At 73.1% G+C, this 24,561-nt stretch carries 17 protein-coding genes and 3 tRNA genes; 13 read left to right on the plus strand and 7 right to left on the minus strand.

All coding sequences use genetic code 11. The features are described 5' to 3' along the window. Both B4915_RS05975 and B4915_RS05980 read right to left on the minus strand, forming a co-directional pair. On the minus strand, nt 1-465 hold a 465-nt coding region (locus tag B4915_RS05975), incomplete at its 3' end, for a GNAT family N-acetyltransferase (RefSeq protein WP_146120028.1). Between the two features lie 180 nt (nt 466-645). Further along, nucleotides 646-1,695: an LLM class flavin-dependent oxidoreductase gene (locus B4915_RS05980; RefSeq protein ID WP_105804936.1), complete on the minus strand. Its 1,050-nt coding sequence runs from the start codon at nt 1,693-1,695 to the stop codon at nt 646-648. 182 nt (nt 1,696-1,877) lie between these two features. Between B4915_RS05980 and B4915_RS05985 the strand changes: the two genes are divergently transcribed. The 9 genes from B4915_RS05985 to B4915_RS06025 all read left to right on the plus strand — a co-directional run bounded on the left by B4915_RS05985 (nt 1,878) and on the right by B4915_RS06025 (nt 8,479). After that, the gene (locus B4915_RS05985) at nt 1,878-2,648 is read left to right on the plus strand and encodes an ABC transporter ATP-binding protein (protein WP_105804937.1); all 771 of its coding nucleotides are present in this window, start codon (nt 1,878-1,880) and stop codon (nt 2,646-2,648) included. Beyond that, nucleotides 2,645-4,039 (plus strand): ABC transporter permease, encoded by a 1,395-nt coding sequence (locus B4915_RS05990; protein WP_105804938.1) that lies wholly within the window; start codon nt 2,645-2,647, stop codon nt 4,037-4,039. Before B4915_RS05985 ends, B4915_RS05990 begins: the two co-directional genes overlap by 4 nt. A gap of 94 nt (nt 4,040-4,133) precedes the next feature. Beyond that, nucleotides 4,134-5,708, plus strand: a complete 1,575-nt coding sequence (locus tag B4915_RS05995) for a leucyl aminopeptidase family protein (protein WP_105804939.1) — start codon at nt 4,134-4,136, stop codon at nt 5,706-5,708. A 5-nt stretch (nt 5,709-5,713) separates the two neighbouring features. After that, nucleotides 5,714-7,030, plus strand: a complete 1,317-nt coding sequence (locus tag B4915_RS06000) for a M18 family aminopeptidase (protein ID WP_105804940.1) — start codon at nt 5,714-5,716, stop codon at nt 7,028-7,030. 70 nt (nt 7,031-7,100) lie between these two features. Further along, on the plus strand, nt 7,101-7,385 hold the full coding sequence (locus tag B4915_RS06005; RefSeq protein ID WP_105804941.1) for a hypothetical protein: 285 nt from the start codon (nt 7,101-7,103) through the stop codon (nt 7,383-7,385). A 159-nt stretch (nt 7,386-7,544) separates the two neighbouring features. After that, nucleotides 7,545-7,617 (plus strand) — tRNA-Glu (locus tag B4915_RS06010). Between the two features lie 29 nt (nt 7,618-7,646). Further along, nucleotides 7,647-7,723 (plus strand) — tRNA-Asp (locus B4915_RS06015). A gap of 61 nt (nt 7,724-7,784) precedes the next feature. Next, nucleotides 7,785-7,857: transfer RNA gene (locus B4915_RS06020), tRNA-Phe, on the plus strand. 118 nt (nt 7,858-7,975) lie between these two features. Beyond that, complete coding sequence (locus B4915_RS06025) at nt 7,976-8,479, plus strand: ClbS/DfsB family four-helix bundle protein (RefSeq protein WP_105804942.1); 504 nt, start codon at nt 7,976-7,978, stop codon at nt 8,477-8,479. A 103-nt stretch (nt 8,480-8,582) separates the two neighbouring features. Here the strand turns inward: B4915_RS06025 and B4915_RS06030 are convergent, their stop codons facing one another. Then, nucleotides 8,583-8,999: a DUF6098 family protein gene (locus tag B4915_RS06030; protein WP_181158471.1), complete on the minus strand. Its 417-nt coding sequence runs from the start codon at nt 8,997-8,999 to the stop codon at nt 8,583-8,585. Between the two features lie 114 nt (nt 9,000-9,113). Between B4915_RS06030 and B4915_RS06035 the strand changes: the two genes are divergently transcribed. Both B4915_RS06035 and B4915_RS06040 read left to right on the plus strand, forming a co-directional pair. Further along, nucleotides 9,114-9,599, plus strand: coding sequence for a transglycosylase SLT domain-containing protein (locus B4915_RS06035; RefSeq protein ID WP_245907371.1), 486 nt, complete (start codon nt 9,114-9,116; stop codon nt 9,597-9,599). Further along, nucleotides 9,596-10,594 carry a cation efflux transmembrane domain-containing protein gene (locus B4915_RS06040; RefSeq protein ID WP_181158472.1) on the plus strand — a complete coding sequence of 333 codons (999 nt, stop codon included), beginning with the start codon at nt 9,596-9,598 and terminating at the stop codon, nt 10,592-10,594. The genes B4915_RS06035 and B4915_RS06040 overlap by 4 nt, the downstream gene beginning before the upstream one ends. A 10-nt stretch (nt 10,595-10,604) precedes the next feature. Here B4915_RS06040 and B4915_RS06045 read toward each other — a convergent pair whose 3' ends face one another. The 3 genes from B4915_RS06045 to B4915_RS06060 form a co-directional block, all read right to left on the minus strand. Continuing rightward, complete coding sequence (locus tag B4915_RS06045) at nt 10,605-10,946, minus strand: TraR/DksA family transcriptional regulator (RefSeq protein WP_105804945.1); 342 nt, start codon at nt 10,944-10,946, stop codon at nt 10,605-10,607. An 87-nt stretch (nt 10,947-11,033) separates the two neighbouring features. Beyond that, the gene (locus B4915_RS06050) at nt 11,034-12,626 is read right to left on the minus strand and encodes a thioester domain-containing protein (protein WP_146120029.1); all 1,593 of its coding nucleotides are present in this window, start codon (nt 12,624-12,626) and stop codon (nt 11,034-11,036) included. A 175-nt stretch (nt 12,627-12,801) separates the two neighbouring features. Continuing rightward, nucleotides 12,802-15,984, minus strand: a complete 3,183-nt coding sequence (locus tag B4915_RS06060; RefSeq protein WP_146120030.1) for a hypothetical protein — start codon at nt 15,982-15,984, stop codon at nt 12,802-12,804. 366 nt (nt 15,985-16,350) lie between these two features. Here B4915_RS06060 and B4915_RS06065 point away from each other — a divergent pair, with 366 nt between their 5' ends. Both B4915_RS06065 and B4915_RS06070 read left to right on the plus strand, forming a co-directional pair. Beyond that, nucleotides 16,351-21,984, plus strand: a complete 5,634-nt coding sequence (locus tag B4915_RS06065) for a fibronectin type III domain-containing protein (RefSeq protein WP_146120031.1) — start codon at nt 16,351-16,353, stop codon at nt 21,982-21,984. A gap of 52 nt (nt 21,985-22,036) precedes the next feature. Next, entirely contained in the window at nt 22,037-23,389 is a 1,353-nt protein-coding gene (locus tag B4915_RS06070) for a cryptochrome/photolyase family protein (protein ID WP_105804950.1), read from the plus strand. Nucleotides 23,390-23,490: 101 nt separating this feature from the next. Here the strand turns inward: B4915_RS06070 and B4915_RS06075 are convergent, their stop codons facing one another. Beyond that, entirely contained in the window at nt 23,491-24,552 is a 1,062-nt protein-coding gene (locus tag B4915_RS06075; protein WP_105804951.1) for a GGDEF domain-containing protein, read from the minus strand. Between the last annotated feature and the right edge of the window lie 9 nt (nt 24,553-24,561).

Genomic DNA, 24,561 nt, shown 5'->3' on the forward strand with positions numbered 1-24,561 from the left:
GGGATTTGCGGGGGGCGCCGCCGTTTTAAAAAAAAAAAAAATCTCGACAGTGGTGATGGGTGGTGACACGCGGCTCGCTGCACCCACACCTCTCTTTTTTTTTTTTGATTGAGCCCCTCTGACGTCAGAATGTGTATGAGCCGGCACCACTGCATTGCGTCGGCAGCGTCGGATGTGTATAAGAGCCATGTGTATAAGAGCCACCCGCCCGATCCCGCGCCCCTGCGCCGCCTCCGCCGCCGCGATGTACTCGACCGTCACCGGATCGGAGCCCGCGTCGAAAGCGACGAAGCCGAGCAGGCGCCCGCCGTCGAAGGCGCCCAGCGCCGTGAGCCGCGGCAGCTCCGCAGCGACGATCCGGTCCAGCTCGCGATCGTCCACCTCGGCCGCCAGCCACAGCAGCCGCCGGAACCCGGCATCCCGTGTCTCCTCGGCCGTCAGCTCACGGATCACCCATTCGTCCATGCCCTCCATGATGGCGCACCGCTCACCTGGGTCGTTGCTCGCCCGAGCACCTGCCCACCCCTTCGGGCGTGCCGCCGAGTCCGCACGTTTCCGCTGAGTCCGCACACTTCTGTGCGACAGAAACCTGCGGACTCGGCGGAAGTATGCGGATTCGAGAATGGGCGGAGGGCCGGCCCCGGCTCAGGCCGGGTCGCCCTGGACCGGGCCCTCGGTGTTGGGCTTCCAGCCGAGGGCGGGAGCGACGTGCTCGGCGAAGGCCTGCAGCACGTGCAGGTTGTACTCCGGGCCGAGCTGGTTCGGGATCGTGAGCATCAGGGTGTCGGCCGACATGACCGCCTCGTCCGCGCGGAGCTGCTCGATCAGGCGATCCGGGGTGTCCGCGTAGGTCTTGCCGAAGGTCGAGCGGAAACCGTCGATGATCCCGATCTGGTCCTGACCGTCGCGCCCGCGCAGGCCGAAGTAGGCCTCGTCCTCGGCGCTCACGATCGGGAACACGCTGCGGCTCACCGAGACGCGGGGCGCCCCCGTGTGCCCGGCCTCGCGGTAGGCGGCGCGGAAACGGTCGATCTGCTCCCGCTGCAGCACGTGGAAGGGCTCGCCGGTCGCCTCGGTGAGCAGGGTCGAGCTCATCAGGTTGAGGCCCTTGCGGCCCGTCTCCTCGGCGGTCGCGCGGGATCCCGCACCCCACCAGATCCGGTCCCGCAGGCCGGGGGAGCGGGGCTCGATCGCGAGGCGGCCCGGAGGCGCCATCTGCGGATCGCTGTCCACCAGCGGCTCGCCGTCGGTCGCGCGCAGGAACAGCTCGAACTTGTCGCGGGCGAGATCGGCGCCGCGCGCATCCTCGGAGCCCGTGTAGCCGAAGGCCTCGTAGCCGCGCAGAGCGGTCTCGGGGGATCCCCGGCTCACGCCGAGCGCGATCCGGTTCTCGGCGATCAGGTCGAGCGCGGCGGCCTCCTCCGCGAAGTACAGCGGGTTCTCGTAGCGCATGTCGATCACGCCCGTGCCCACCTCGATCCGCCGGGTGCGCGCCGCCATGGCGGTGAGCAGCGGGATCGGCGACGCCGCCTGGCGCGCGAAGTGATGCACGCGCACGTAGGCGCCGTTCACGCCGATCTCGTCCGCGCCCTCCGCGAGCTCGATGGTCTGGCGCAGCATGTCGCCCGCGGTGCGCACGCGCGAGCCGGGGACGGGGCCGTAGTGGCCGAAGGAGAGGAATCCGAAGGCTTTCATACCCGGTGCAACGTTGCCAGCAGGATTATATTCCTGCGCATATAGTTCGGCTTCGGGGCGGTTCGTGGCGGGTTCGGGGCGGGAACGGGGCGGGAGCCGATCCGGCATCGCGATACCCAGGGACCATGCCCCGGGTACCACGGCACGATCCCGGCGCAGCCCCCGATCCGTAGCGTCGAAGCATGGACATCCGAACGAGCGACATGGATCTGGCGGCGCGCGTCGCCCACCTCAGCAAGCACTACGGCGACGGCCCGCACCGCGTCACCGCCCTCGACGACGTGTCGATCGGGATCCGCCGCGGCCAGTTCACCGCGATCATGGGGCCCTCCGGCTCCGGCAAGTCGACGCTGATGCACGTGATGGCCGGTCTCGACTCGGCAAGCTCCGGGCAGGTGTGGCTCGGCGACGACGAGATCACCCACCTCGGCGACGCCGCGCTCACCCGCCTGCGCCGCCGCCGCATCGGCTTCGTGTTCCAGTCCTTCAACCTCGTGCCCACCCTCGACGTCATGGGCAACCTCCGCCTCCCCTTCGAGCTCGACGGCCGCGGTCCCTCCGCACAGGAGCGGGAGCGGATCGCGGCCCTCGTCGAACGACTCGGCCTCGAAGGCCGCACCTCCCACCGGCCCCACGAGCTCTCGGGCGGCCAGCAGCAGCGCGTCGCCATCGCCCGCGCCCTCGCCACCCGGCCCGACGTGATCTTCGCCGACGAGCCCACCGGCGCCCTCGACTCCCGCACCGGGCGCGAAGTGCTCGGCCTGCTCCGCTCGGCAGTGGTCGAGGGCGGCCAGAGCATCGCGATGGTCACCCACGATCCGGTCGCCGCGAGCCACGCGGACCGCATCCTGTTCCTCGCCGACGGCCGCATCGTCTCCGACCGCGGTCCCATGCGGCCCGAGCAGATCTCCGAGACGATGCTCGGCCTCGAAGCGCAGGGGGTTGCGGCGTGAAGACCGGGGGCCGCATCCGCGAGCATGCTGCGACGGTGGTGGTCTCCGCCATCAGCACCGCCTTCGCCTCGGGGCTGATCCTGCTCACCGGGATCCTCACCGCCGCCCTCGACCCCCGGCTCGTCGAGGAATCGGGCACCTTCCGGGCGACCCTGCTCGTGGTGTCCTTCATCTTCGTCGCGATCGCCCTGTACGTGGGGGCGATCGTCACCGCCAACACCTTCGCCACCATCATCGCCGGCCGCACGCGCACCATCGCGCTGCTGCGCCTCGTCGGGGCGAGCTCCCGGCGCGTGCGCGCCCGCGTCGCCGGCGAGGGGCTGCTGATGGGGACGCTCGGCGCCGCCATCGGCTTCGGGATCGCGACGGCGCTCGCCGCCGCCGTCGGCGCCTGGGGGCCGGGCCTCGGCTGGCTGCCCGAGGGACGCGACTATCCGATCCTCGACCCGCTCGCGCCGCTCGGGGCCGTCGTCGTCATCCTGACCACCTGGGTCGCCGCGTGGGCCGGCTCCCGGCGCGTCGGCCGGGTGTCGCCCGTGGCTGCGACCGGCGCAGCCATCGACGCGAACGCCGCGGAGGCCGCCGCGAAGCCCGCGCGCACCGTGTGGGCCATCATCCTGCTCGCCTTCGGGGCCGTGCTCCTGGCGCTCGGCCTCCTCCTCGGCATGCTCATGCCGCTCGGGATCCTCGTCGCCTTCTTCGGCGGACTGTTCTCGTGCACCGGGATCGTGCTCGGCGCCCACCTCATCGTGCCGCCCCTGCTGCGGCTCACCGCCCGCCTCTTCACCGGCAGCGTCACCGGGAGGCTCGCGGCGGCGAACGCCGAACGCTACCCCGAGCGCAGCGCGCGCTCCACGATCGGCCTCGTGATCGGGGTGACCCTCGTCACGATGTTCGCGGTCGCGCTCGACAGCTACCGCAGCATGTCCCTCCTCGCCTTCGCGAACGACCCGGAGCTTGCCGATCGGCTCAACGACACCCTCGCCATCACCACCGCGATCCTCACCGGGCTCGCCGCCTTCTCCGCCGTGATCGCCGCCGTCGGCGTCGTCAACACCCTCTCGCTGAGCGTGCTGCAGCGCACGCGGGAACTCGGGCTGCTGCGCGCCCTCGGCTGCACCGGTGCGCAGATCCGCGGCATGGTGCTCGTGGAGAGCGCCCAGATGATCCTCGCCGCCCTCGGCTTCGGGCTGCTGCTCGGCGTGTTCTACGGCTGGATCGCCGCCCAGTCGATGCTCGGCTCCCAGAGCGGCTGGGCCCCGCCCAGCGTGCCGTGGCTCGCCGTGGCCGGGGTGGTGGTGTTCGGCGCGGTCGTCGCGCTCATCGCCGCCGCCCTGCCGGCGCGGCGGGCGACGCGCGTCGCCCCCGTGGTCGCTCTCGCCGTGGACTGAGGGCGCGGGGCCCGGGCGGGCCGACGGACCGCGCCGTGCGGGCCCGGGCGGGCTCGCCGACGGCTCCTCGGAGGCCGGGACTAGGCTGGGGCCCATGAGTGTTGTGATTGATCCCGCCTTCGATCCCGTCCCCTCGCTCGCCCGCAGCACGCGGGTCAGCCTCACCGCGCTGCCGCCCGTGGACGACATCGCCACCGCCGTGTTCGTGCGCTCCGAGGGGGAGCTGCCCGCCGAACTCGCCGAGGCCGGCCGGGAGGCGCTCGCCGCGGCGGGCTTCACCGGGGCCGCGAACCAGACGCTGCTGCTGCCCGGCGCGCGGCTGCGCGTGCTGGTCGGCACCGGTGAGCGCGGCATCGAGAGCGACGCCCAGCTGCGCGACGCCGCCGCCGCCTTCGCACGCGCCGCGCGCGAGGCCGGCCGGCTCGCCATCGACCTCACCGGCGTGCTCGCGGAGGGCGACTGGGACGTCGAGGTGGCCGTGCAGGCCGCCATCGAGGGAGCCGCGCTCGCGCGCTACCGCTACGACGCGCTGAAGAGCGACCCGAAGACCGTCGCGCTCGAGGAGCTGTCGCTGCAGCTCGACGAGTCGCAGATCGAGGCGGCCGAGATCGGCGTCGAGCGCGGACTGGTGCTCGCGCGCACCGCCGCGCTCGCCCGCGACCTCGCGAACACCCCGCCCCGCCACCTCAGCGCCGTGAAGTTCGCCGAGGTCATCGAGCGGCTCGCGCCCGAGTTCGGCCTCGAAGCCGAGGTCTTCGACCGCGAGGCGCTGATCGAGCTCGGCACGGGCGGCCTGCTCGGCGTCAACGCGGGCAGCGTGGAGGAGCCGCGCATGATCAAGGTCACGTACCGTCCCGAGGACGCGGACGGTTTCCTCGCGCTCATCGGCAAGGGCATCATGTACGACTCCGGCGGGATCAGCCTCAAGCCCTCGAACGCGATGCACGCCGCCATGAAGTTCGACATGATGGGCGCTGCCGCCGTGTTCGCCTCCATGACCGCGCTGCGAGACCTGGGTGCGAAGACCGCGGTGACCGGCTGGCTCATGTGCACCGACAACATGCCCTCGGGCAGCGCGACGAAACTGGGCGACGTGCTCACGATCCGCGGCGGCAAGACCGTCGAGGTGAAGAACACCGACGCCGAGGGACGCCTCGTCATGGCCGACGGCCTCGTGCTCGCCACCGAGGAGGAGCGCCGCCCCGACGCGATCGTCGACATCGCCACGCTCACCGGCGCCGCCATGATGGCGCTCGGCACCCGCACCGCGGCCATGCTCGCCAACAACGACGACGTCGCCGCGCAGCTGCAGGCCGCCGCCGACGCCACCGACGAGAACATCTGGCGCTTCCCCCTCGACCACCGCTACCGGGATCAGCTCAAGTCGACGACGGCGGACCTCTCGAACATCGGCGGTCAGTACGCGGGAGTGATCCTCGCGGCGCTGTTCCTCAACGAGTTCGTGGACGGGCTGCCCTGGGGGCACCTCGACATCGCCGGGACGATGCAGGCCGAGAGCGATGATCTCTGGCGCTCGACGGGGTCCACGGGCTTCGGTGCGCGGTTGCTCGCGGAGTTCGCGGCGGCCTTTGAGAAGCCCGCGGTCGAGGAGACCGACACGGTGTCCGGGGAGACCGACGCCGCTCCGGGCGAGACGGGCGAGGCCTGAGGCCCGTGGGAGCGGGGGAGCGGCTCCTCGCCGGACGCGACGCCTACATCGAGGCCTTCGCGCGCTTCGTGGTCGATGCGCCGAGCTCGTACCACGCGGCCGCGGCGATCGCCGCCCGGCTGGGCGAGGCCGGTTTCTCCGCGCACGACGAGGCTGCGGCATGGTTCCCGCTGCGGGCGGGCGCGCGCGGCTTCGTGGTGCGCGACGGCGCGGTGGTCGCCTGGCGTGCCGGTGAGGAGGTCACCGCGACGAGCCCGGTGCGCATCATGGGCACCCACACCGACTCGCCCGGCTTCGTGCTGAAGCCGCGCCCCGACTTCACGGCCGAGGGCTGGGCGCAGGCCGGGGTCGAGGTCTACGGCGGGCCGCTCATCAACTCGTGGCTCGATCGCGACCTGGGCTTCGCCGGCCGCGTGGTGACCCGCGACGGCGCGGCGGCGCTGGTGCGCACCGGCGCCGTGGCGCGCATCCCGCAGCTCGCGATCCACCTCGACCGTGAGGCGAACTCGGGGCTGACGCTCGACCGGCAGCGCCACGTCCAGCCGGTGCTTGCGGCGGGCGCGGACGGGGTGTCGGTGCTCGAGCTGCTCGCAGCCGGGAGCGCCGGGGGTGCCGGGAGCGCCGGGAGCGGGCTCCGCGCCTCGGATATCGCCGGAGCCGATGTCCGGCTCTTCGACACGCAGCCGCCCGAGCGGATCGGGGCGCGCTCCGACCTCTTCGCGTCGCCGCGCCTCGACAACCTCAGCTCGACCTTCGCGGGGCTCGCGGCGCTCCTGGAGAGCGAGCCGGAGCCCGGCACGATCGCGATGCTCGCCGCCTTCGACCACGAGGAGCTCGGCTCGGAGACCCGCTCGGGCGCGAGCGGGCCCTTCCTCGCCGAGGTGCTGGAGCGGCTGCGCGCGGGGCTCGGAGCCACCGCCGAGGAGGCGGCGCGGGCGAACGCGGGCTCGTGGTGCCTCTCGGCCGACGCCGGGCACTCGGTGCATCCCAACTACCCGGAGAAGCACGATCCGCGCGTGCGGCCGCTCGCCGGCCGAGGACCCATGCTGAAGCTGAACGCGAACCAGCGCTACGCGAGCGACGCGCACGGCGCGGCGCTGTGGGCGCGGCTCTGCGAGCGCGCCGGGGTGCCCACCCAGGAGTTCGTGTCGAACAACACGGTGCCGTGCGGCTCCACGATCGGCCCGCTCACCGCGACACGGCTCGGGATCCGCACCGTCGACGTCGGGGTGCCGCTGCTCTCGATGCACTCCGCGCGCGAGCTGGCGCACGTCGACGACCTGCACGGGCTGGCGCGTGCGGCGGGCGCCTTCTTCGCCTGAGCTGCGGCGGGGCGGGCAGCCGCGCGAGCTGCCCTGTCGGAGCGCCGTCCGGGTTCGCTAGGATCGTGGCATGAACGAGATGCAGCAGGCGGGTAACGGCAGCGTGGCCCTGTCGCGCGAGACGCTGACGCCGAGCGTGCAGCGCATCGGCGGCCGCGACATCGAGATCACATTCCTGGGGAACAATTCGCGTGGGCTGCCCACCTGGATCATGTGGAACGCGGACGAGCCGTATCTGATCGGGATGCTGTGCCAGGGGCGCATGGGATACCACTTCGAGCAGCGCACGAGCTCGGGCACCATGCTGCACGAGAACATCTCCCTCAGCCGCGTGCAGCGGGCCCTGGAGGGCTGAGGCGGCCTGGCGCGGCTCGCGTCCGGGAGCCTGGATCGCGAGGTGGTGCGGCTTCGCCCTGACGACACGCCAGGGATGCAGCGTTCGCGGGCCCCGATTTGCACTGCGTGTGCGATCCGTCATAGGATTTCATCTCGGTAGCAAGCGAGAAATCGCTTCGGCCCCATCGTTTAGCGGCCTAGGACACCGCCCTTTCACGGCGGCAGCACGGGTTCGAATCCCGTTGGGGTCACGCAAACCGAATACAATTGAATACACCATGGCCCTGTGGCGCAGTTGGTTAGCGCGCCGCCCTGTCACGGCGGAGGTCGCGGGTTCAAGTCCCGTCAGGGTCGCCAGATGAAGAACCCTTCCTCGGAAGGGTTTCTTCGTCTCAGGCACCTGCCTTGGTGAGTGCCCGGCTCTGTAGCTCAGTTGGTAGAGCGTTCGACTGAAAATCGAAAGGTCACCGGATCGATGCCGGTCGGAGCCACGTAGCGGCTATTACACCGCTACTGAACCCCCGCGTAGCTTCTACATCGCGGGGGTTCTCTTGTTCCTGGCGGCCGGTAGGCTGGGGGCGTTCCGGTGATGTGAGAGCGAGGCACGTGATGGCCGTTCCTGCCAGTCGCGCCGAGCTGCTTGAGGCGATTGAGACGTCGTTTGCGCGGCTCGACGCGGAACTCGATCGGGTTCCTCCCGAGGTCGCCCGGCAGCCAGTGCTCGAGGGGCACGTCGCGGGCACGACGATGAGCCCCGCGGATCTGCTCGCCTACCTCATCGGCTGGGGGCAGCAGATCCTCACCTGGTGCGAACGGCGGGCAGAGGGGCTTCCCGACGAGTTTCCCGCACGCGGCGTCAAGTGGAACGAGCTGGGTCTCCTCGCGCAGCGCTACTACGCCGAGCGGGAACACCTCGGCTGGGACGATCTCCGCCGGCAGCTGCGTTCGAGCAAGGTCGCGATCACGCAACTGGTCGAAGGGCACACCGACGCGGAGCTCTATGGGAGCCCCTGGTACGGAAAGTGGACGCTCGGGCGCATGATCTCCCTCAACACCTCGTCCCCGTACGTCAACGCGCGCGGGCGGCTCCGGCGCTGGCTCCGCACCCTGTGAGCAGGGCGCGTCCGGTGAGCGAGCGCGCACCCTGTGAGCAGGGCGCGCGTCCGGTGCGCGGCGTTCCCGGGCGGACGCGGGCGTGGTGGCACCGCGCCGCCGGCTACTCCGGCCCCTGCCGGGCGTCGAAGTTCTCGCGGTAGCGGGTTTCCGCCTCAGACAGCAGGGCGGGGTCGAGGGCCGCGACGGCGTGCACCTCGCCGAGCAGCGGTTCGCAGTCCGGTCCGCGGCCGACGACGGTGCCGCGGAGGATCCAGGCGAAACGATCCGGGTTCCGCTCGGCGAGGTGCCGGTACTGGCAGAGCTGACGCGCCAGCCAGTCCTCCAGCGGGCGCGTCCACCAGGGCTCGGCGTCGAGGGGATTGACCGACAGGCCCGGCAGCACGAGACCGCTCTCCGTGTCGACGCTGCCGCGCGCCGCGTCACGCTCCGGGCCCTCCGAGTAGCGGACGTGCAGTCCGGGCTGCGCTCGCACCAGTTCCGCGAGCCGGGCGAGGGAGTGCAGTGGCGGATGATCCATGCCTCCCATCACTAGCGGAGGCGGACCGGCCCCGTCAACGCCTCGCGGCACGCGCGCGGCGGGCGGTACCTTCGGCGCATGGATCGTTCGCGAAAGCGGGGGAGAGGAGCGCGTGTGCCGGCCCCACGGATGGTGCGGAGGGCGGGCGGCGCACTGCTCGGAGCGGTGTGTGCGGCGGCCCTTGCAGGCTGCGGGATCACCGTCCCCACGGACCCGGACGGCACGCTCGACCGGGTCATGGGCGGCGAGCTGCGGGTGGGCGTCTCGCCCGACCCCGGCCTCGTCGAGGACCGCGGCGCGGAACCCTCGGGGCCGCTCGCGGATCTCGCCGGAGACTTCGCAGAGTCCGTCGGCGCCCGCCCCGAGTGGACGGTCGGCAGCGAGGAGACCCTCGTGCGCGGGCTCGAGAGCGGGGACCTCGACCTCGTCGTCGGCGGCTTCACCGAAGACACGCCCTGGATCGACCGCGCCGGCATCACCCGCGGCTACGGCGGCATCGACGGTGCGGACGGCCGCCGCATCGTGCTGCTCGTGCCGCTCGGCGAGAACGCGCTGCTCAGCGAACTCGAGACCTTCCTGGACGAGGAGGTGGGGCGATGAGAGACCGGCACCAGTTCGGCCGGGTGGATCTCCCCCCGGCGCAGGCGCGGGCGCTGAAGCGGGCGGTGCGGTGGGAGTGGTTCACGATCGCCTACACCTCCGGCACTATCGTCCTGCTGGCGTTCGTCGTCGGCAACTCGCAGGCGATGCGGACGGCGTGGATCGAGGACATGCTCTCCCTCGTCCCGCAGATCGCCTTCCTCGTGGCGCTGATCTTCGTCCGCCGGCGGCCGAGCCTCAACCACCCCTACGGCATGCACCGGGCGATGGGGGTGGGACATCTCGTCGCGGGCGTCGCACTGTTCGCGGTCGGGGCGAACCTCGCCGTCGAGGCGGTGATCGGCCTGATCTCCGCCGAGCACCCCACGATCGGGACCGTGGTGCTGTTCGGGCACACGATCTGGCTGGGGTGGCTGATGATCGCCGTGATGGCGGTGATCGTGGTCGGCCCGGTGTTTCTCTACGGTCCGGCGAAGTCGAAGCTCGCTCCCGTGCTCCACAACAAACTGCTCCACGCGGACGCCGACATGGCGAAGGCCGACTGGCAGACCACGGTCGCGTCGATCGTGGGCGTGCTCGGCGTGGGGGTCGGCCTGTGGTGGCTGGACGGGGCCGCGGCCCTGTTCATCTCGATCGGGGTCGTCTGGGACGGCGTGCGCAACACGCGGGCCGCGATCGCCGACCTCATGGACCAGCGCGCGCACAGCGTCGACGACCGGCATCCGGATCCGCTCGCCCACCGGATCACCGCGTATCTGCGGGCGCAGCCCGGCATCGCGGACGCCGCCGTGCGGATGCGGGATCAGGGGCAGGTGTTCCACGTGGAGGCCTTCGTGGTGCCGCGCCGGAGCCGCATCTCGGTCGAGCGGATCCGGGAGCTCTCGGAGGGCATCGCGGCCCTCGACTGGAAGGTGCAGGACGTGGCGGTGATCGCCGCGGCCGAACTCCCCGAGGAGGCGGACCGGGCGGCCGAGCCGCCGGACGCCGGGCGCTGAGGCCGCAGCCTCACACGGAGCAGGAGACGCAGCGTTCGCGGAACGGGCGGACCTCCAGCTGGGGGAACGGGATCGGGCGGCCGCAGGAGTCGCACACGCCGTAGGCCCCGCTCGCCAGGCGGGCCATGGCGCGCTCGGCCTGCCACTCGTCCTCGCGGGCGGACTCGAGGAGGCCGGCGAGCATCGACCAGCGAGCCGACAGGGTCTCGCCCTCGGGGTCGTGCTCGTCGTCGTCGGACTCGCCGCGACGGGCTCGCACCAGCGTCTTGAGTTCGGCCTCAAGCCTGCGCGTGCGGTCCCGCACCCGCTCCTGCTGTTCCGTGAGGAACGTCCGCCATCGCTCAGGATCCACGTGTCTCCCCGTTCGTCTCTTCAGAATCTACCGCGGCGCGGGGCCGGGGGTGCTGAGTGCGGCGCCCCCGGCCCCGGTCCTGCGTGCCTACTCGGTGCCGGGCGTCTCCGAGCCGAGTCTCGGTCCCCGTCTGGCGCGCTGCCGCAGCAGGAGCGCGGTTCCGCCGGCGGCCAGGAGCGCGACGGCGCCCCCGATGGCCCACCAGGACGCGGGCGCGGCGCCCGTCTGGGGCAGCCATCCCGGGTGCGGCGCGCCGCCGGTGCCGGCGTTCCCGCTGGCGCCCGCGTCGGCGTTCGCACCGGAGCCGCCCGCGCCTGCGCCGGCATCGGCGTCGGCGTCCGCCGTCGCGTCGCTGTCGGCGTCGGAGTCGGAGTCGCCCTCGCGGGTCACCGTGTTCGTGACCGCGAGCTCGGTGAGCGCGGACTCGATTGTGACCGTGCCGAGGCCTTCCGGCACCACGATCACCGTCTCGCTGCCGCCGGTCGCGGGTTCGGTCACCTCGCAGCTCGTGCCGAGGGGAAGCTCTTCGAGGGTGAGGCTTGCGGCTTCGGTCGCCCCGGCGGGAATGATGAGCATGTCCGCGGAGCCGTTGTCGCAGGTGACGTCGATCTCCACGATGTCCTGCGCGCCCGCGTCCGCCCCGGCGAAGGACTTGGTGACGGTGAGCGATCCGGTGTCCTCGGCGAGGAAGGTGATGAGGCCGCTCGACTCGCTCGTGAGGCTCACGCTCTCGGCGAGGATGAGGCGCTGGGCATCGGTCATGCCGGGGGTGTAGCCGTCGTAGAGGAACACGTTGCCGCTCGGTGTGGTGGCGGATCCGCGCGCGACGAGTTCGACGGTGGATCCGGGCTCCTCGGTGTCGGGCAGGACCCAGACGAGCTGCCCATCGGGAACGGTGGTCCCGTCCGGGATCGGGATCGTCGCCTCGGCGTCGGCGAACATGGTGCCCCCGATCACTTCGAGCTCGGCGCCGTCGGGCGAGTCGGTGTTCACCGTGAACGGCCCTCCGGGGGTGCCGAGCGTGCCGCTCGTCTCGGAGGGGGTGACGGTGAGTGCCGGCGGTTCGGGCGAGGGCAGCGGCTCCTGCTGCCGCACGGTGTTCACGATCTCCTCGGTGAAGGGGCGGACCGGGCTGTCCGCCGAGAGCACGTAGTTGTCGGTGAAGTACCACAGCGCCGCCTGCACGGCAGCCGCGCGCACATTGTCGTCGGGCGCGCTCGAGGGCTCACCGGAGTTGGGGTAGTAGTCGTTGAGGATGCGGGCGACGTAGCCGAGGTTCGGCATGCCGGACTCCTCCCAGCTGCCGTCGACGTAGCCGATGCCGTTGTAGGTGGAGGTGCGGATGTCGATGCAGAAGAGCCGGATCGAGGCCTCACCACCGACCTCGTCCGCGGTGATCAGGCCGGCGAAGACGTTCTCGGGCTCGGTGTGCGTGGGCGGGGGCGTCGCCGGATAGGCCTCGGACGGGTCGCTGACGGAGGAGTCCGCCGGCAGGAACCCGGTGACGTTCTGACCCTCGGCGGTTCCCGACATGGTGAGCACCGTGTCGGGGCCGATGCGCGGACCGCGCCCTGGCTCTCCCGGCACCGCGCTGGCCGCGGTCCCCCCTGCCCAGAGGGCCGCCGCCGCTACTGCCAGTGCGGCGGCGCCGCCGAGAATGCGTCTCCTGCGTCGTGTCATGTCTCTCCCCAGTGTCGAGTGATCCCGAAGCGATACTAAGAAGAGATTCTTAGTTTAAGGGGGTCTTCACAAGAAGCTCCGCGGTGTGCATAATGCGTGCGGCTCCGAACCGACGGCGGGCCCGCCACCCGGAAGGTGGCGGGCCCGCCCGGCCGATGCAGGGATCGCCGGGCCGCTACTCGGCGGCGCCTGCTCCGCCGGAGCGACGGCGGCGCACCAGGACCAGCGAGGCCCCGATCCCCGTCACGAGCAGGGCGGTGAGACCGAGCCACAGCGCCGGCGCCCCGCCCGTGCTCGCGAGCGCGGGGGCCGCAGCCGGGGCGTGCGGCGCGGCGGGCTGCGCGGGGTCCCCGCCCGGGGAGGGCGGCGTCGACGTCCCGGGGACGGACTCGGTGAAGCCGTGCCACTCATCCGCATCGTCGACGGAGGTGCCGGAATGCGCCCCCACCGCGGTCACCGTCGCACGGTCGCCGTGGCTCTGCCCCGGAGCCAGAGCGGGCAGGGTGCCCGTGCACGAGAACTGCGCGCCGATGGCGAAGGGGCCGGGCCACCGGGTGCCCTCGGAGCCGTCCGGGAAGACGCAGCTGAGATCGCGCAGCTCGCCGCCACCGGCGATGAGCTCGTCGCTGACGGTGACGTCCCGCAGTTCCTCCCGGCCGTCGTTGGAGACCGTGAAGCGGAGCTGCTGCGAGGTGCCGGCGGACAGCGGCTTGCCAGGAGCCCGGTCGAAGTCGCCGGCGAAGCCGTCGTTGGTGAGGGCGCCCCGATCGTCATAGGCGGGCGCTTCGCCCTCGTCGCTCCACTTCTCGATGTCGACGCTGGGATCGCCGACGGGCACGATGATGGCCTCCGAGCCGGCGATCGTGTTCACGATCGGCTGCGAGGCGTCCTTCGCGCGCACCGCGAAGGTGGTCACGATCCGGCCCTGGCCCGGATTCAGGCTGGTGCCCTCCTGCTGGCGGATCGTCACCACGCCGTCGGCGTAGCTCGCCAGCACGTTCCCGTTCATGTCGACGGACTCGGAGCTCAGCACCTCGGCGGAGGGCTTGCCGTCCTCGTCGAGGCCGACGAAGCCGAGGAACTCGACCGACTCGGGCAGCACGTCCTCGCGGGTGAAGATGCTCACCGGGAAGGCGCGGCCGTAGTCTCCCCGCGGGATCAGCTCGATCGAGTAGACGAAGCGGTCGTCGACGAAGGCCCCCTCCCGGATCCCGGCCTCGAGGCGCGGCGTCCAGCTGCCGGTCTCCGCGTCGTAGAGGCGCTTGCGCAGCTCCGCCTCGTCGCCGTAGGAGGTGGCCTCCGCGTCGTCGTCACTCCAGTAGTCCCAGTCGGCTCCCGCGCTGTGCAGCGTCGCGCGGTTGTAGATCTCGAAGGTCTGCTTCCCGTCGAACGGCACCGTGGTGAAGACGACGTCCACCGTCCACCGCTGGTGCTTCGGCAGGGATGCCACAAGGGTCTTCCCCGCCTCGCTGAGCTGGATCACGAGGCGTCCCTGCTCGTCGGCGCTCAGCGCGAAGTGCTCCTGCGAGAGTGCCTGCGAGCCGTAAGATCCGCTCACCGGGATCGCTGCGGGATCGGAGACGTCGAACACGGTGGTGTCGAGCTCGTCGACGATGCGGCTGCGCAGCGGGTCGATGTTCGGCTTGCTCGTGTCGATCTCGAAGCGGTACGGCACCTGGGCGCGCTCGCCCGGGTTCACCCGCACCTCCTCATTGCGCGCGGTCTTGCTGAACGCGGCCGAGTCGTTGACGCCGTCCTCGTAGCCCTCCGGGAGCACGACCACGCCGGCGTTGTGGTCCCGGTTCACGGGGTCGCCGGTGCCGGCGAAGAACTGCGCGCGGTTGTTCCACGGAAAGCGGGTGCCGTCGACGACCGTGGTCTCGCCGCTGCCGGGCAGGCCCGCGACGGTGTCGAGCTGAGCGCGCACCCGCACGTCGACGGCGGTCGTGTTGTCCTTGCCGACGTTGACGAGCAGCGTCCGCCCGAGGAGCGCGTACTGCCCGACGTAGCGGTCGGCCGCGAAGTCGGCGGCCGTTCCGGTGAAGCCGGCGGCCTCGGTGAGGCCCGTGAGGGGGCCGGTGCCGCTGAGCTCGATGAAGCCCTCGCCGGTCTTCCAGGATGCCTGCTCGATGAGGGTGTCGCGGATCACGACGTTCCGGTCGAGGGTGAAGTTCGCGTTGCGGCCGTCCCAGGGAGTGAGGTCGGCGTGGAGCGTGTAGACCATCTCGGCCGCGGGCCGCAGGGTGCCGTCGGCGTTCGCGACGACGTCGCGCAGCGTCCACTCGCCGCGCTTGGCGAAGTGGTCGCCGATCCACACGCCCGGGATGTTCCCGCGCAGCCGGACGTTCACGGAGCGCTCGTGCTGGCCGCCGAAGACGACGTGGTTGGGGAGCTGGATCTCGTAGTTCCCGGGGGTGTTGCCGCGCGCCTCGTATTGGGCCCGCAGCAGTGCCTCGAGGGCGGGGGCATCGGTCACGCGCACCTGGTAGCTGATGCGGAGCGTCGACTGGGCGGGCACGTCGACCGTGCCGGAGAAGCTGTTGCCCGAGACGGCGGGGGAGAAGGAGTAGGGGCTGCTGCCCTCGGCCGTGGTGAGCTCCGCGGTGAAGGATCCGGGCACGAATCCGAGGCCCGCAGCGAGCTCGTCGCTGATGGTGTAGCCGCTGCGCGCCTCCGCCGAGGACAGCACGAGCGTGTAGCTGAGCAGCTGCTCGGCGATGTCGGGGCGCAGGCCCTCGAACGCGTAGTCGGGGGAACCGCTCGTGACGACGAAGCCGTCGAGGTTACCGGGGTTGACGGACTTCGCGTAGCCGTCCTCCACGGTCGCCGGGGGCGTCACCTCGTCCTCGACGATGAGGCGCACGCCGCCCTCGTCGTCGCCGATCTTCCAGGTGACGGGCGATTCCGTGTCGCCGTCGACCTGTCCGGCTGTGAGCTTGAGGGCGAATGCGCCCTCGGTGATGTCGGACGGGATCGGATCCTTGAAGGTGACGGTGAGCGTCCCGTCGCCGTTCTGCACCACCGAATCGATGGCCTCGTTCCCGGGGAGCTCGCCCGCCACGGTGATGTCGGCGGGGAGGGTGATGACGATGCTCGTGCCCGCGATCGGCTGAGCGGCGTCGTACTGCACGCGGAGCGTGATCTCCGCCCCCTCCGGGATGGTCGCGCCGTCGCCGATGACCGCCCCGTCGTGCAGCACCGCGATCTCGATCCCCGGCGTGGCCGCCTGTGCCGTGGACGCGGTCGCCCCGGCGATGCCGAGGCCCACCGCGAGGGCCGCCAGTGCTGCGACGGTGCGCCGTACGACGCCGATCGCTCCGGGTCCTCGCCGCTGCCGCGAGCTCCACCGTATCCTCACACCGATCTCCTCTTCCTCGTGATGTGCGGGCGCGCGCGAGTGCCGTCGCGTCCGGGCGTGGGAGAAGCGGCCGGCCATCCTGAGGTATTGGATCCGAATCCCGTTTCTGCGCACGCCATCCGGTAGTCAAGGACATCGCCGAGGCCGGCTCGGCGGGATCACCCGTTTTTCACCCGCTTTTTCACCACCCGCGACCCCGGCCGGTGCCGGCTCTCGCGGAACGGGGTGAGCGGCGGGTGAAGACCTGGGTGAGGATCGGGGGAGCGGTGCGCTCCGGAGGGCCGCCCGTGGTTAGGCTGTGAGCGACGCAGCTGAACAGGGGAGCCCTCGACCGAGGCGAATTCAGTCGCAGAAGGTGTGGGGACCTTGCAGAACGCAGGAGTGCGCCGGGCGCTGTGGAGCGCGCTGGCCGTCGGGAGCGCCGCCGCGCTCGCCGCAGGATCTCTCGTCGTCGCGGCCTCGCCGGGGTGGAGCGCTCCGCAGCAGCACGCGCAGACCTTCCTCTACACGGGAGAGGCCGAGAGCTGGACCGTGCCCGAGGGCGTGAACGCCATCGAGGTCGAGCTCCGCGGCGGCCAGGGCGGCAACGGCGGGCGGGACGCCGCCCCGTCCCCCGAGGTCAGCTCCTACCGGGGGCTCGTGACCGGCACGATCGACGTCGAGCCGGGGCAGCGGCTCACCGTCGCGGTGGGCGCGGGCGGCGCGGACGGGAGCGGCCGGGTCAACATGCAGGCCGCCCCCGTGCCGGTGGCGCCGGGCGGCGCCAACCCGCTCGCGGGCTACGCGGGCGGCGCCGGCGGTCAGGTCGGCAGCGTCGGCTCCTCGGGCCAGGGCGGCGCCGGCGGCGCGGCGAGCGTGCTGCGGATGGACGGCGTCGACGTCGTCGCCGGCGGCGGCGGAGGGAACGGCGGATCCGGTCAGTACACGCCGACCATCGGCCGCACCTCCGACGCGAACTTCGTGCCGCGAGCGGACGCGAGCGCGACGAACGGCCAAGACGGCCTGCAGCCCTCCGGCGGCAACAACGACGGCGGCGGCTCCGGCGGCGGCGGGGGCGGCGCCCAGGGCGGCGCACGCGGCACCGTCGAGTTCGGCGCGGGCACCTCGACGGAGTGGTTCGGCTACGGCGGATCGGTCGGCCAGAACGCGACGGCGGGGATCCCCACCCTCAGCGCGGGGTACGAGCACCGCGCCGAGACCGCGCAGCCCGGCTCGATCGTGATCCGCTGGGTCACCGGAACCGCCGCCGCCCCGGCCGCTCCGCAGGGCGTCGCGGGCACCGGCGAGGTCGAGGTGTACTGGCGCGCTCCCGCGCAGATCGGCGAGGGGCCGGTCGTCGACTACCTCGTGGAGCACAGCTCGGACGGCGGCGCGAACTGGAGCGCGCCGCGATCCGTGGGCTCGGCCGCGACCGAACTCACCGTGGGCGGCCTGGAGAACGGCACCGGCTACGTCTTCCGCGTGGCGGCCGTCACCCCCGCAGGGACGGGCGCCTTCTCGCCGCCCTCGCCGGAGCTGACGCCCGACACCGCCCCCCCCGAGGACGGCGCCCTGCGGCTCGCCTTCACCGCACCCGCGAGCGGAGCCACGCCGAGCGGCTACCAGTACCGCGTGGACGGCGGCCCCTGGGTGCCGGCCACCGTCGCCGACGCTTCGGTGACGGTCACCGGCCTCCGGAACGGCGCCGAGGCGTCCATCGAGCTGCGCGCCACGAGCGGGCGCGGCGCGGGTGCGCCGAGCGCCCCCGCAACCGGGACGCCGCTGGCGGCCCCCGGGGCCCCGACGATCACGAACGCCGCCGTCGCTCCCGGCTCGGCCTCGGTGGCCTTCGCACCGGGCTTCGACGGCGGATCCGCCATCACCGGCTACGAGTACCGGCTCGACGGCGGCCCCTGGGAGTCCGTGCCCTCGGGGTCGGGTCCCCTTGAGCTCGCCGGGCTGGCCGACGGCAGCGCGCACGAGGTGCGGATCCGGGCCGTGAACGCGGCCGGTCCCGGTGCGGCGAGCGAGGCCGCGGAGTTCGCGACGCCCGGTGTGCCGGGCGCGCTCGCGGACCCCGCCGCCACGGGAGGCGACGGTGTGATCGAGGTGGGCTTCCGCCCCGGCCCGAACGGCGGATCCCCGATCACGAGCGTCGAGTTCAGCCTCGACGGCGGCGCGAGCTGGGCCGCCGTGCCCCCGAGCTCACCCCTCATCGTCCGCGATCTCCCCAACGGCGTCGAGCAGCGGGTGCTGCTGCGAGCCGTCAACGCGGTGGGCGCGGGACCCGAGAGCTCGGTCGCGGCGACCCCCGCGACCGTGCCCGGAAGCCCCGCGATCGACTCGGTGCGAGACAACGGACTCGGCGGGCTCGAACTCGTCTTCCGCGCCCCGGGCGATGACGGCGGATCGGCGATCCTCGACACGGAGTATTCGAGCGACGGAGGCGTCACCTGGCGCAGCGCCGGCGGAAACGGGAGCCCCCTGGTGATCACCGTGGGCAGCGACGGCAGCGCCCTCGATCCCGGCACGGTGTACCCGATCACGCTCCGCTCCGTCAACGGAGTCGGCGCCGGGCCCGCATCGGGTGGTCACGACACCCGGGGGCCCGTGCCGGCGCAGCCGGCGGGCGCTCCCCGGATCGACGCCGTCGACTCCCGTCCGGGCGCGCTGGCGGTCCGCTTCGTTCCCGGCCCGAACGGGGGAGCGGCGGTCACGGGCTACGAGTACTCGCTCGACGGAGACACGTGGCGGCCGACGGGCACGCTCGCCGGTGCCTTCGTGATCGACGGGCTGCGGAACGGCACGGGCTACCCGGTGCGGGTGCGCGCCGTCACCGCCTCGGGACCCGGATCCGCCTCGGAACCGGTGACGGGAACACCGGCCGGAGTGCCCGCCGCGCCGACGCTCACGAGCGTGCAGCGCGGTGACGGACGGCTGACCCTCGAGGTCGCGCCCGGAGACGACGGCGGATCGCCGCTCACTGGATACGAGTACTCGGCCGACGGCGGCGCGAGCTGGCACGCGGCGGGCTCCGCCGACGGCGGCGTGGTGGTCGACGGGCTGGCGAACGGCCGCAGCGCGACCGTGCAGCTGCGCGCGGTCAATGCCGTCGGCGCCGGCGACGCCTCGAACGCGCTCACCGCGATCCCCGCGGGCGCGCCCGCGGCGCCCCGGCTGACGCTCACCCCCGGTGACACGATCGTGGCGGTGTCCGCGAGCTTCGCGTCGGACGGGGGAGCACCGCTCACCCGCGTCGAGTACTCGCTCGACGGCGGCACCAGCTGGATCGATACGGGCAGCCTCAGCGGCGGATTCCTGCTCGGCGGACGGGAGAACGGCGCTCCCGTCGAGGTGCTGCTGCGCGGCGTGAACGCGATCGGCGCGGGCGACGCCGCGACGGGGACGGCCACCCCGCTGACGGTCCCCGGGGCTCCCGTGGCCGTCTCGGCGACCGGCAACAGCTCCTCGATCGAGGCGCGCTGGGAGGCTCCCGCCTCCGACGGCGGCTCGCCGATCACCGGCTACGAGGCGCGCGCCTACACGGACCCGAGCTCGTCGACGCCCGTGGCCAGCTGCGTGAGCGCCGACGCCTCGGGCTGCACGATCCAGGGCCTCACGAACGGCACCGGCTACTTCGTCGCCGTCGTCGCGGTGAACGCCGCGGGCGCGGGTCCCGAGTCGGAGCGCCGTCCCTCCGCAACGCCGCTCCAGCGTCCCGCAGCCCCGGCCATCACCGCGGTGACCGAGCTCGATCAGCGCCTCACCCTGAGCTTCGCCGCAGGGGCCGAGGGCGATCGCCCGATCCTCCGCTACGAGGCGAGCATCGACGGCGGCCGCAGCTGGGCCCCCTTCGCCGCCGCCAGCCCCGGCACCCTGTCGGGCCTCAGCAACGGCACCGCCTACGAGGTGCGGATCCGCGCGGTGAGCGAGGCCGGGCCCGGCGCGGCGTCCGCGCCGCGCAGCGGCATCCCCTACGGCTACCCGCTCGCCCCCGCGGGCGTCGCCGCCACCGCGGGCGACGGCAGCGTCGCGGTGAGCTGGGACCCCGCCGATCTCAACGGCCGGGAACTCGGACAGTACGAGGTCTCGCTCTTCGACGCCCCCGTCGGCGGCAACCGGGTCGGCAGCCCGCACGCGACGACGGGCACGGCGCTCACGGTCACCGGCCTCGTCAACGGCCGCGACTACTACGTGTCGCTGCAGAGCTACGGCGTGCGAGGCGCCGATGGCAAGTACTCCGAACGCTCCGAGCCCCGCCTCCTCGTCACCCCCGGCCAGCCGGGCGTGGCCCCGGTCTTCGGGCCCGTGCACGCGGGCACGGACGGCTACACGGTGACCATCGCGAACTACCTCCCCGAGGCGAGCTACACGCTGGACGCCTCCGGTCTTCCCGAGGGGGCCAGGGCCGGCCGCACCGGGGACACCATCGTGGTGAGCGGGCTCGCGCCCGGGGTGGGCGCACCGATCGGCGTGACCGTGACGCGCTCCGGCTACACGCCCGCCTCCGCGTCGACGACGGGCACCGCCCTCCTCGAGGGGATCGCGCCGAGCTTCGGGTCCCCGACGCACACGAGCGACGGCTTCCGCGTGACGATCGAGAACTACGACCCCGGCACGGAGTACACGCTCCAGCCCGCGGGGACGGCACACGCCTCGCTCGACGCGCAGGGCGTCATCACCGTGACCGGCCTCGCCCCCGGCGAGACCGGCCGTGTGGCGGTGCAGGCGGCGAAGCCGGGTTCGACCCCGGCGAGCGCGACCGCCCAGGGACAGGCGCTCTCGCCCGCGATCGTGCCTGCCTTCGCTCCGCTCGAGCGCACCCCCGACGGCTTCCGGGTGCGGTTGTCGAACTACGACCCCGTCTACGCCTGGACCGTCGAGAGCAGCGGCGGACGGGTCCTGTTCGACGAGACCGGCCTGATCACGGTGGTCGGGCTCGCGCCGGGCGCGTCCGCCACCGTCTCGGTGTCGACCGCCCGCAGCGGATACGCCACGGGCGGCGCGGAGCAGGAGGGCGCCGCCCTCGAAGCGGGACGCGCCCCGCAACTCGGCGAGCCCCGGCGCACCCCGGACGGCTACGTGGTGCGCATCGCGGACTACGATCCGGATGCGGACTACGCCCTCGACGCCTCCGCCCTCCCCGAGGGGGCGAGCGCGGTGCGCGACGGCGACACCATCACGGTGACCGGGCTCGCACCGGGGACGGAAGCCGGTCTCGGCGTCACCGTGTCGCGCCCGGGCGCCGTCGAGGCGCGCGCCGAGCTCGCGGGCACCGCGCTGGACGCCGGCGTCGCCCCCGAGCTCGGAGCGGTGACCCGCACGGCCGACGGATTCGTCTTCGATATCACGGACTTCGATCCCCACGCCGAGTACGCCGTCGACGCCCCCGAGGGCGTGACGGTGCGCATGGACGGCGGCACGGTGATCGTCTCGGGCCTCGAGCCGGGGCAGCTGGCCGAGCTGCGCGTGCGCGTGCAGCGCGGCGGTGCGACGGCGGCGGCCACCGCGATCGCGGGCGCCGCCCAGCTGGCCGGCACCGCGCCCCGGCTGTCGGAGCCGCGGTCCGTCCGCGGCGGCTTCGAGGTCCTGATCCTCGACTTCGATCCCCGGCTCGACTACACCGTCGCGGTCTCGCACGGCGAAGCGCAGCGGGACGGCGATCGGATCGTGGTCTCGGGCCTGCGGCCCGGCGAGTCGGCGGAGCTCACGGTGGAGGCGGCGAGCGCGGACACCACGGCGAGCAGCTCCGCGGTCGTGGGTTCGGCGGCGCCCGCCGCCCCGGATCCCGGCAGCGGCGATCCGGGCAGCGGCGATCCCGGCAGCGGCGATCCGGAAGAGCCGGCGCCGGGGGGCTCCGCGGGCGGCGCCTCCGGGGCGGAGGGATCCGGGATCGGCGGCTCCGCGGCTGACGACTCCCGGGGCCTCGCTGCGACGGGTGCGGCCGGGATCCTCCCGCTCGCCGGCTTCGCCGCACTGCTGCTGATCGCCGGCGCCGCGCTGCTGCGCCGCCGGGCCTGAGCGCTGCGGCGTCCCGGCCCGGCGGCTCCGAGCCCGAGCCTACGATGGTGTGATGACGACCCTGATCTGGTTCCGGGACGACCTCCGCCTCGCCGACCACGCCGCGCTCACCGCGGCCGCGGAGGACGAGGATGGTGTCATCGCGCTCTACGTCCTCGACGAGGAGTCCGAGGAGTGCCGTCCCCTGGGCGGTGCCGCGCGATGGTGGCTGCACGGCTCGCTCGAACGCCTGGCGGCGGCGCTTGCGGAGCGCGGCGTGCCGCTCGTGCTGCGCCGCGGGCGGGCCGAGCGCGTCGTCCCGGAGCTCGTGGCCGAGACGGGGGCGGAGCGGGTGCGGTGGAACCGGCGCTACGGCGCCGAGCGGCACGTGGACGCCCGGATCAAGCGGCGGCTGCGGAGCGAGGGCGTCGACGCCCGGTCCCTGCCGGGCGGGCTGCTCTTCGAACCCTGGACCATACAGACGGGCACGGGCGGCCACTACCGGGTGTTCTCGCCGTTCTGGCGCGCCTGCCTCGCGGCGCCCGCCCCGCCCCGCCCGCTCACGCCGCCGAAGGCGATCCGTCGCGCTCCCCGCAAGCCCCGTCGCGCTCCCCGCCAGCCCGCCTCGGAGTCGCTCGGCGACTGGGGGCTGCGGCCCTCCCGGCCCGACTGGGCCGCCGGCATCGCGGCGCGCTGGGAGCCGGGGGAGGACGCTGCACGCGGACGCCTCGACGACTTCCTCGACGGGCCGGTGGGGGAGTACGCCCATCGGCGTGACATCCCCGCAGAGCGCTCCACCTCGGAGCTCTCGCCGCATCTGCGCTGGGGCGAGATCAGCCCGCGCACCGTCTGGCACCGCTCCCTCGGCTCGGGCGCCGAAGCGGGCGCCTTCCTCTCGGAGCTCGGCTGGCGGGAGTTCGCCTGGCACACGGCCTACCACCGCGGGCCCCTGCAGCTGCGCGGGCTCGACCCGCGATTCGACGGCTTCCCGTGGCGCCCGGCCGAGGGCCCGGAGTGGCAGGCGTGGCGCCGGGGGACCACCGGCTACGGGCTCGTGGATGCGGGCATGCGCGAGCTGTGGGAGACGGGGACCATGCACAATCGCGTGCGCATGGTCGCCGCCTCGTTTCTCACCAAGAACCTGATGATCGACTGGCGGATCGGGGAGGCCTGGTTCTGGGACACCCTCGTGGACGCGGACGCGGCGAGCAACCCCTTCAACTGGCAGTGGGTGGCGGGCTGCGGGGCCGACGCTGCCCCGTACTTCAGGATCTTCAATCCCGAGACGCAGCAGCGCAGCTTCGATCCGAGCGGGCGCTACGTCACGCGGTGGGCGCCGGAGAGCGCGGCCATCCCGCCCGTCGTCGATCTGCGCGCGACCCGGCTGCGTGCGCTCGCCGCATACGACGCGGTACGCGGCGCCTGAAGCGGAACGCGCCCTCCGAGACCGGTCCCCCGGCGTCGCGCGGAGCGGCGGATCGTCGTGGGACGGCGGAGCGGGACGTCGGATCGGCGCGGAGCGGCGGATCAGCGCGGCAGGTCCCGCTCCCGCTTGCGCCGGTACATGAGCGAGTCGGCGGCGGCGAGCGCGCGCTCGATGCTGACGCGGCCGGGCTCCGCGGCGGCGAAGCCGGTCGACGCCGCCACCCCGGCTCGCGCGAGCGCTTCCGCGAACATCGTGGTGCACGCCTCCACTCCGGACCGTGTCACGCCGTTCGCGAGGATCACGAACTCGTCGCCGCCGTAGCGCGCGACGCGGTAGGCGGGGGTGCAGGCGCCGATGAGCGCCTGCGCGGCTCGCCGGATCAGCGCATCCCCTGACGCGTGGCCCGCCGCGTCGTTCACGGCCTTCAGGCCGTCCAGGTCGACGATGCCGACGGCGACGGGGTCTCCGAAGCTGTCGAGACGCTCCTGCGCGTCTGCGGCGAGCCGTTCCCAGCCCCGCCGGTTGAGCGCCCCGGTGAGCGCGTCGGTCTGCGCGAGCGCGTGGGCGAGACGGTGGTTGCGGCGCTCCCGGTCGAAGCCGCGCGCGAGCCGCAACTGCGAGGAGAGCAGTTCGCTGAGCAGCCGCAGCAGGGGCTCGTCGACGCGTTCGGCGGCGCGGAGCGGATCGCGCCGCACGCCGCAGAGCACGCCGAACATCTCGTCGCGGTCGTCGGTGATCGTGTAGCCGGCGTAGGCGCCCACGTGCTCCGCGAGGCGGAGATCCGCGTAGCCCGGATCCTTTCGCGAGTCGCGCACGACGTGCGCGGCCCCGGACGCCATCCGGCTGCAGAACGTGTCGCTCCACGCGAAGCGGTCGCCCCGCGAGAGCAGCTGGTCGCGGTGCACGTGGAGGTGGATCTGCTCGCCGCCGACGGCCCGGGAGACCGACCAGTCCGTCAGCGGGGTGTGCGCGTTGAGGTACGCCACCACCTGCTCCGCGGCTCGGGTGAAGGCGTCCGCGCCGCCCGCCTCGGCGGCGGGGGCCGGACGCCACGCCACCTCGTCCGGGGCGCGGTCCATCGCCTCGGGCGGTGCCGCGTCGGCGCTGCGGCGCGCCGGCCGCCGCGGGCTCTGCGTCGAAGCGGGGGTGCGTTCCGTGCTCACTCTGCCACC

The sequence above is a fragment of the Leucobacter massiliensis genome (genome assembly GCF_002982315.1).
In the GTDB taxonomy this organism is placed as follows: Bacteria; Actinomycetota; Actinomycetes; order Actinomycetales; family Microbacteriaceae; genus Leucobacter; species Leucobacter massiliensis.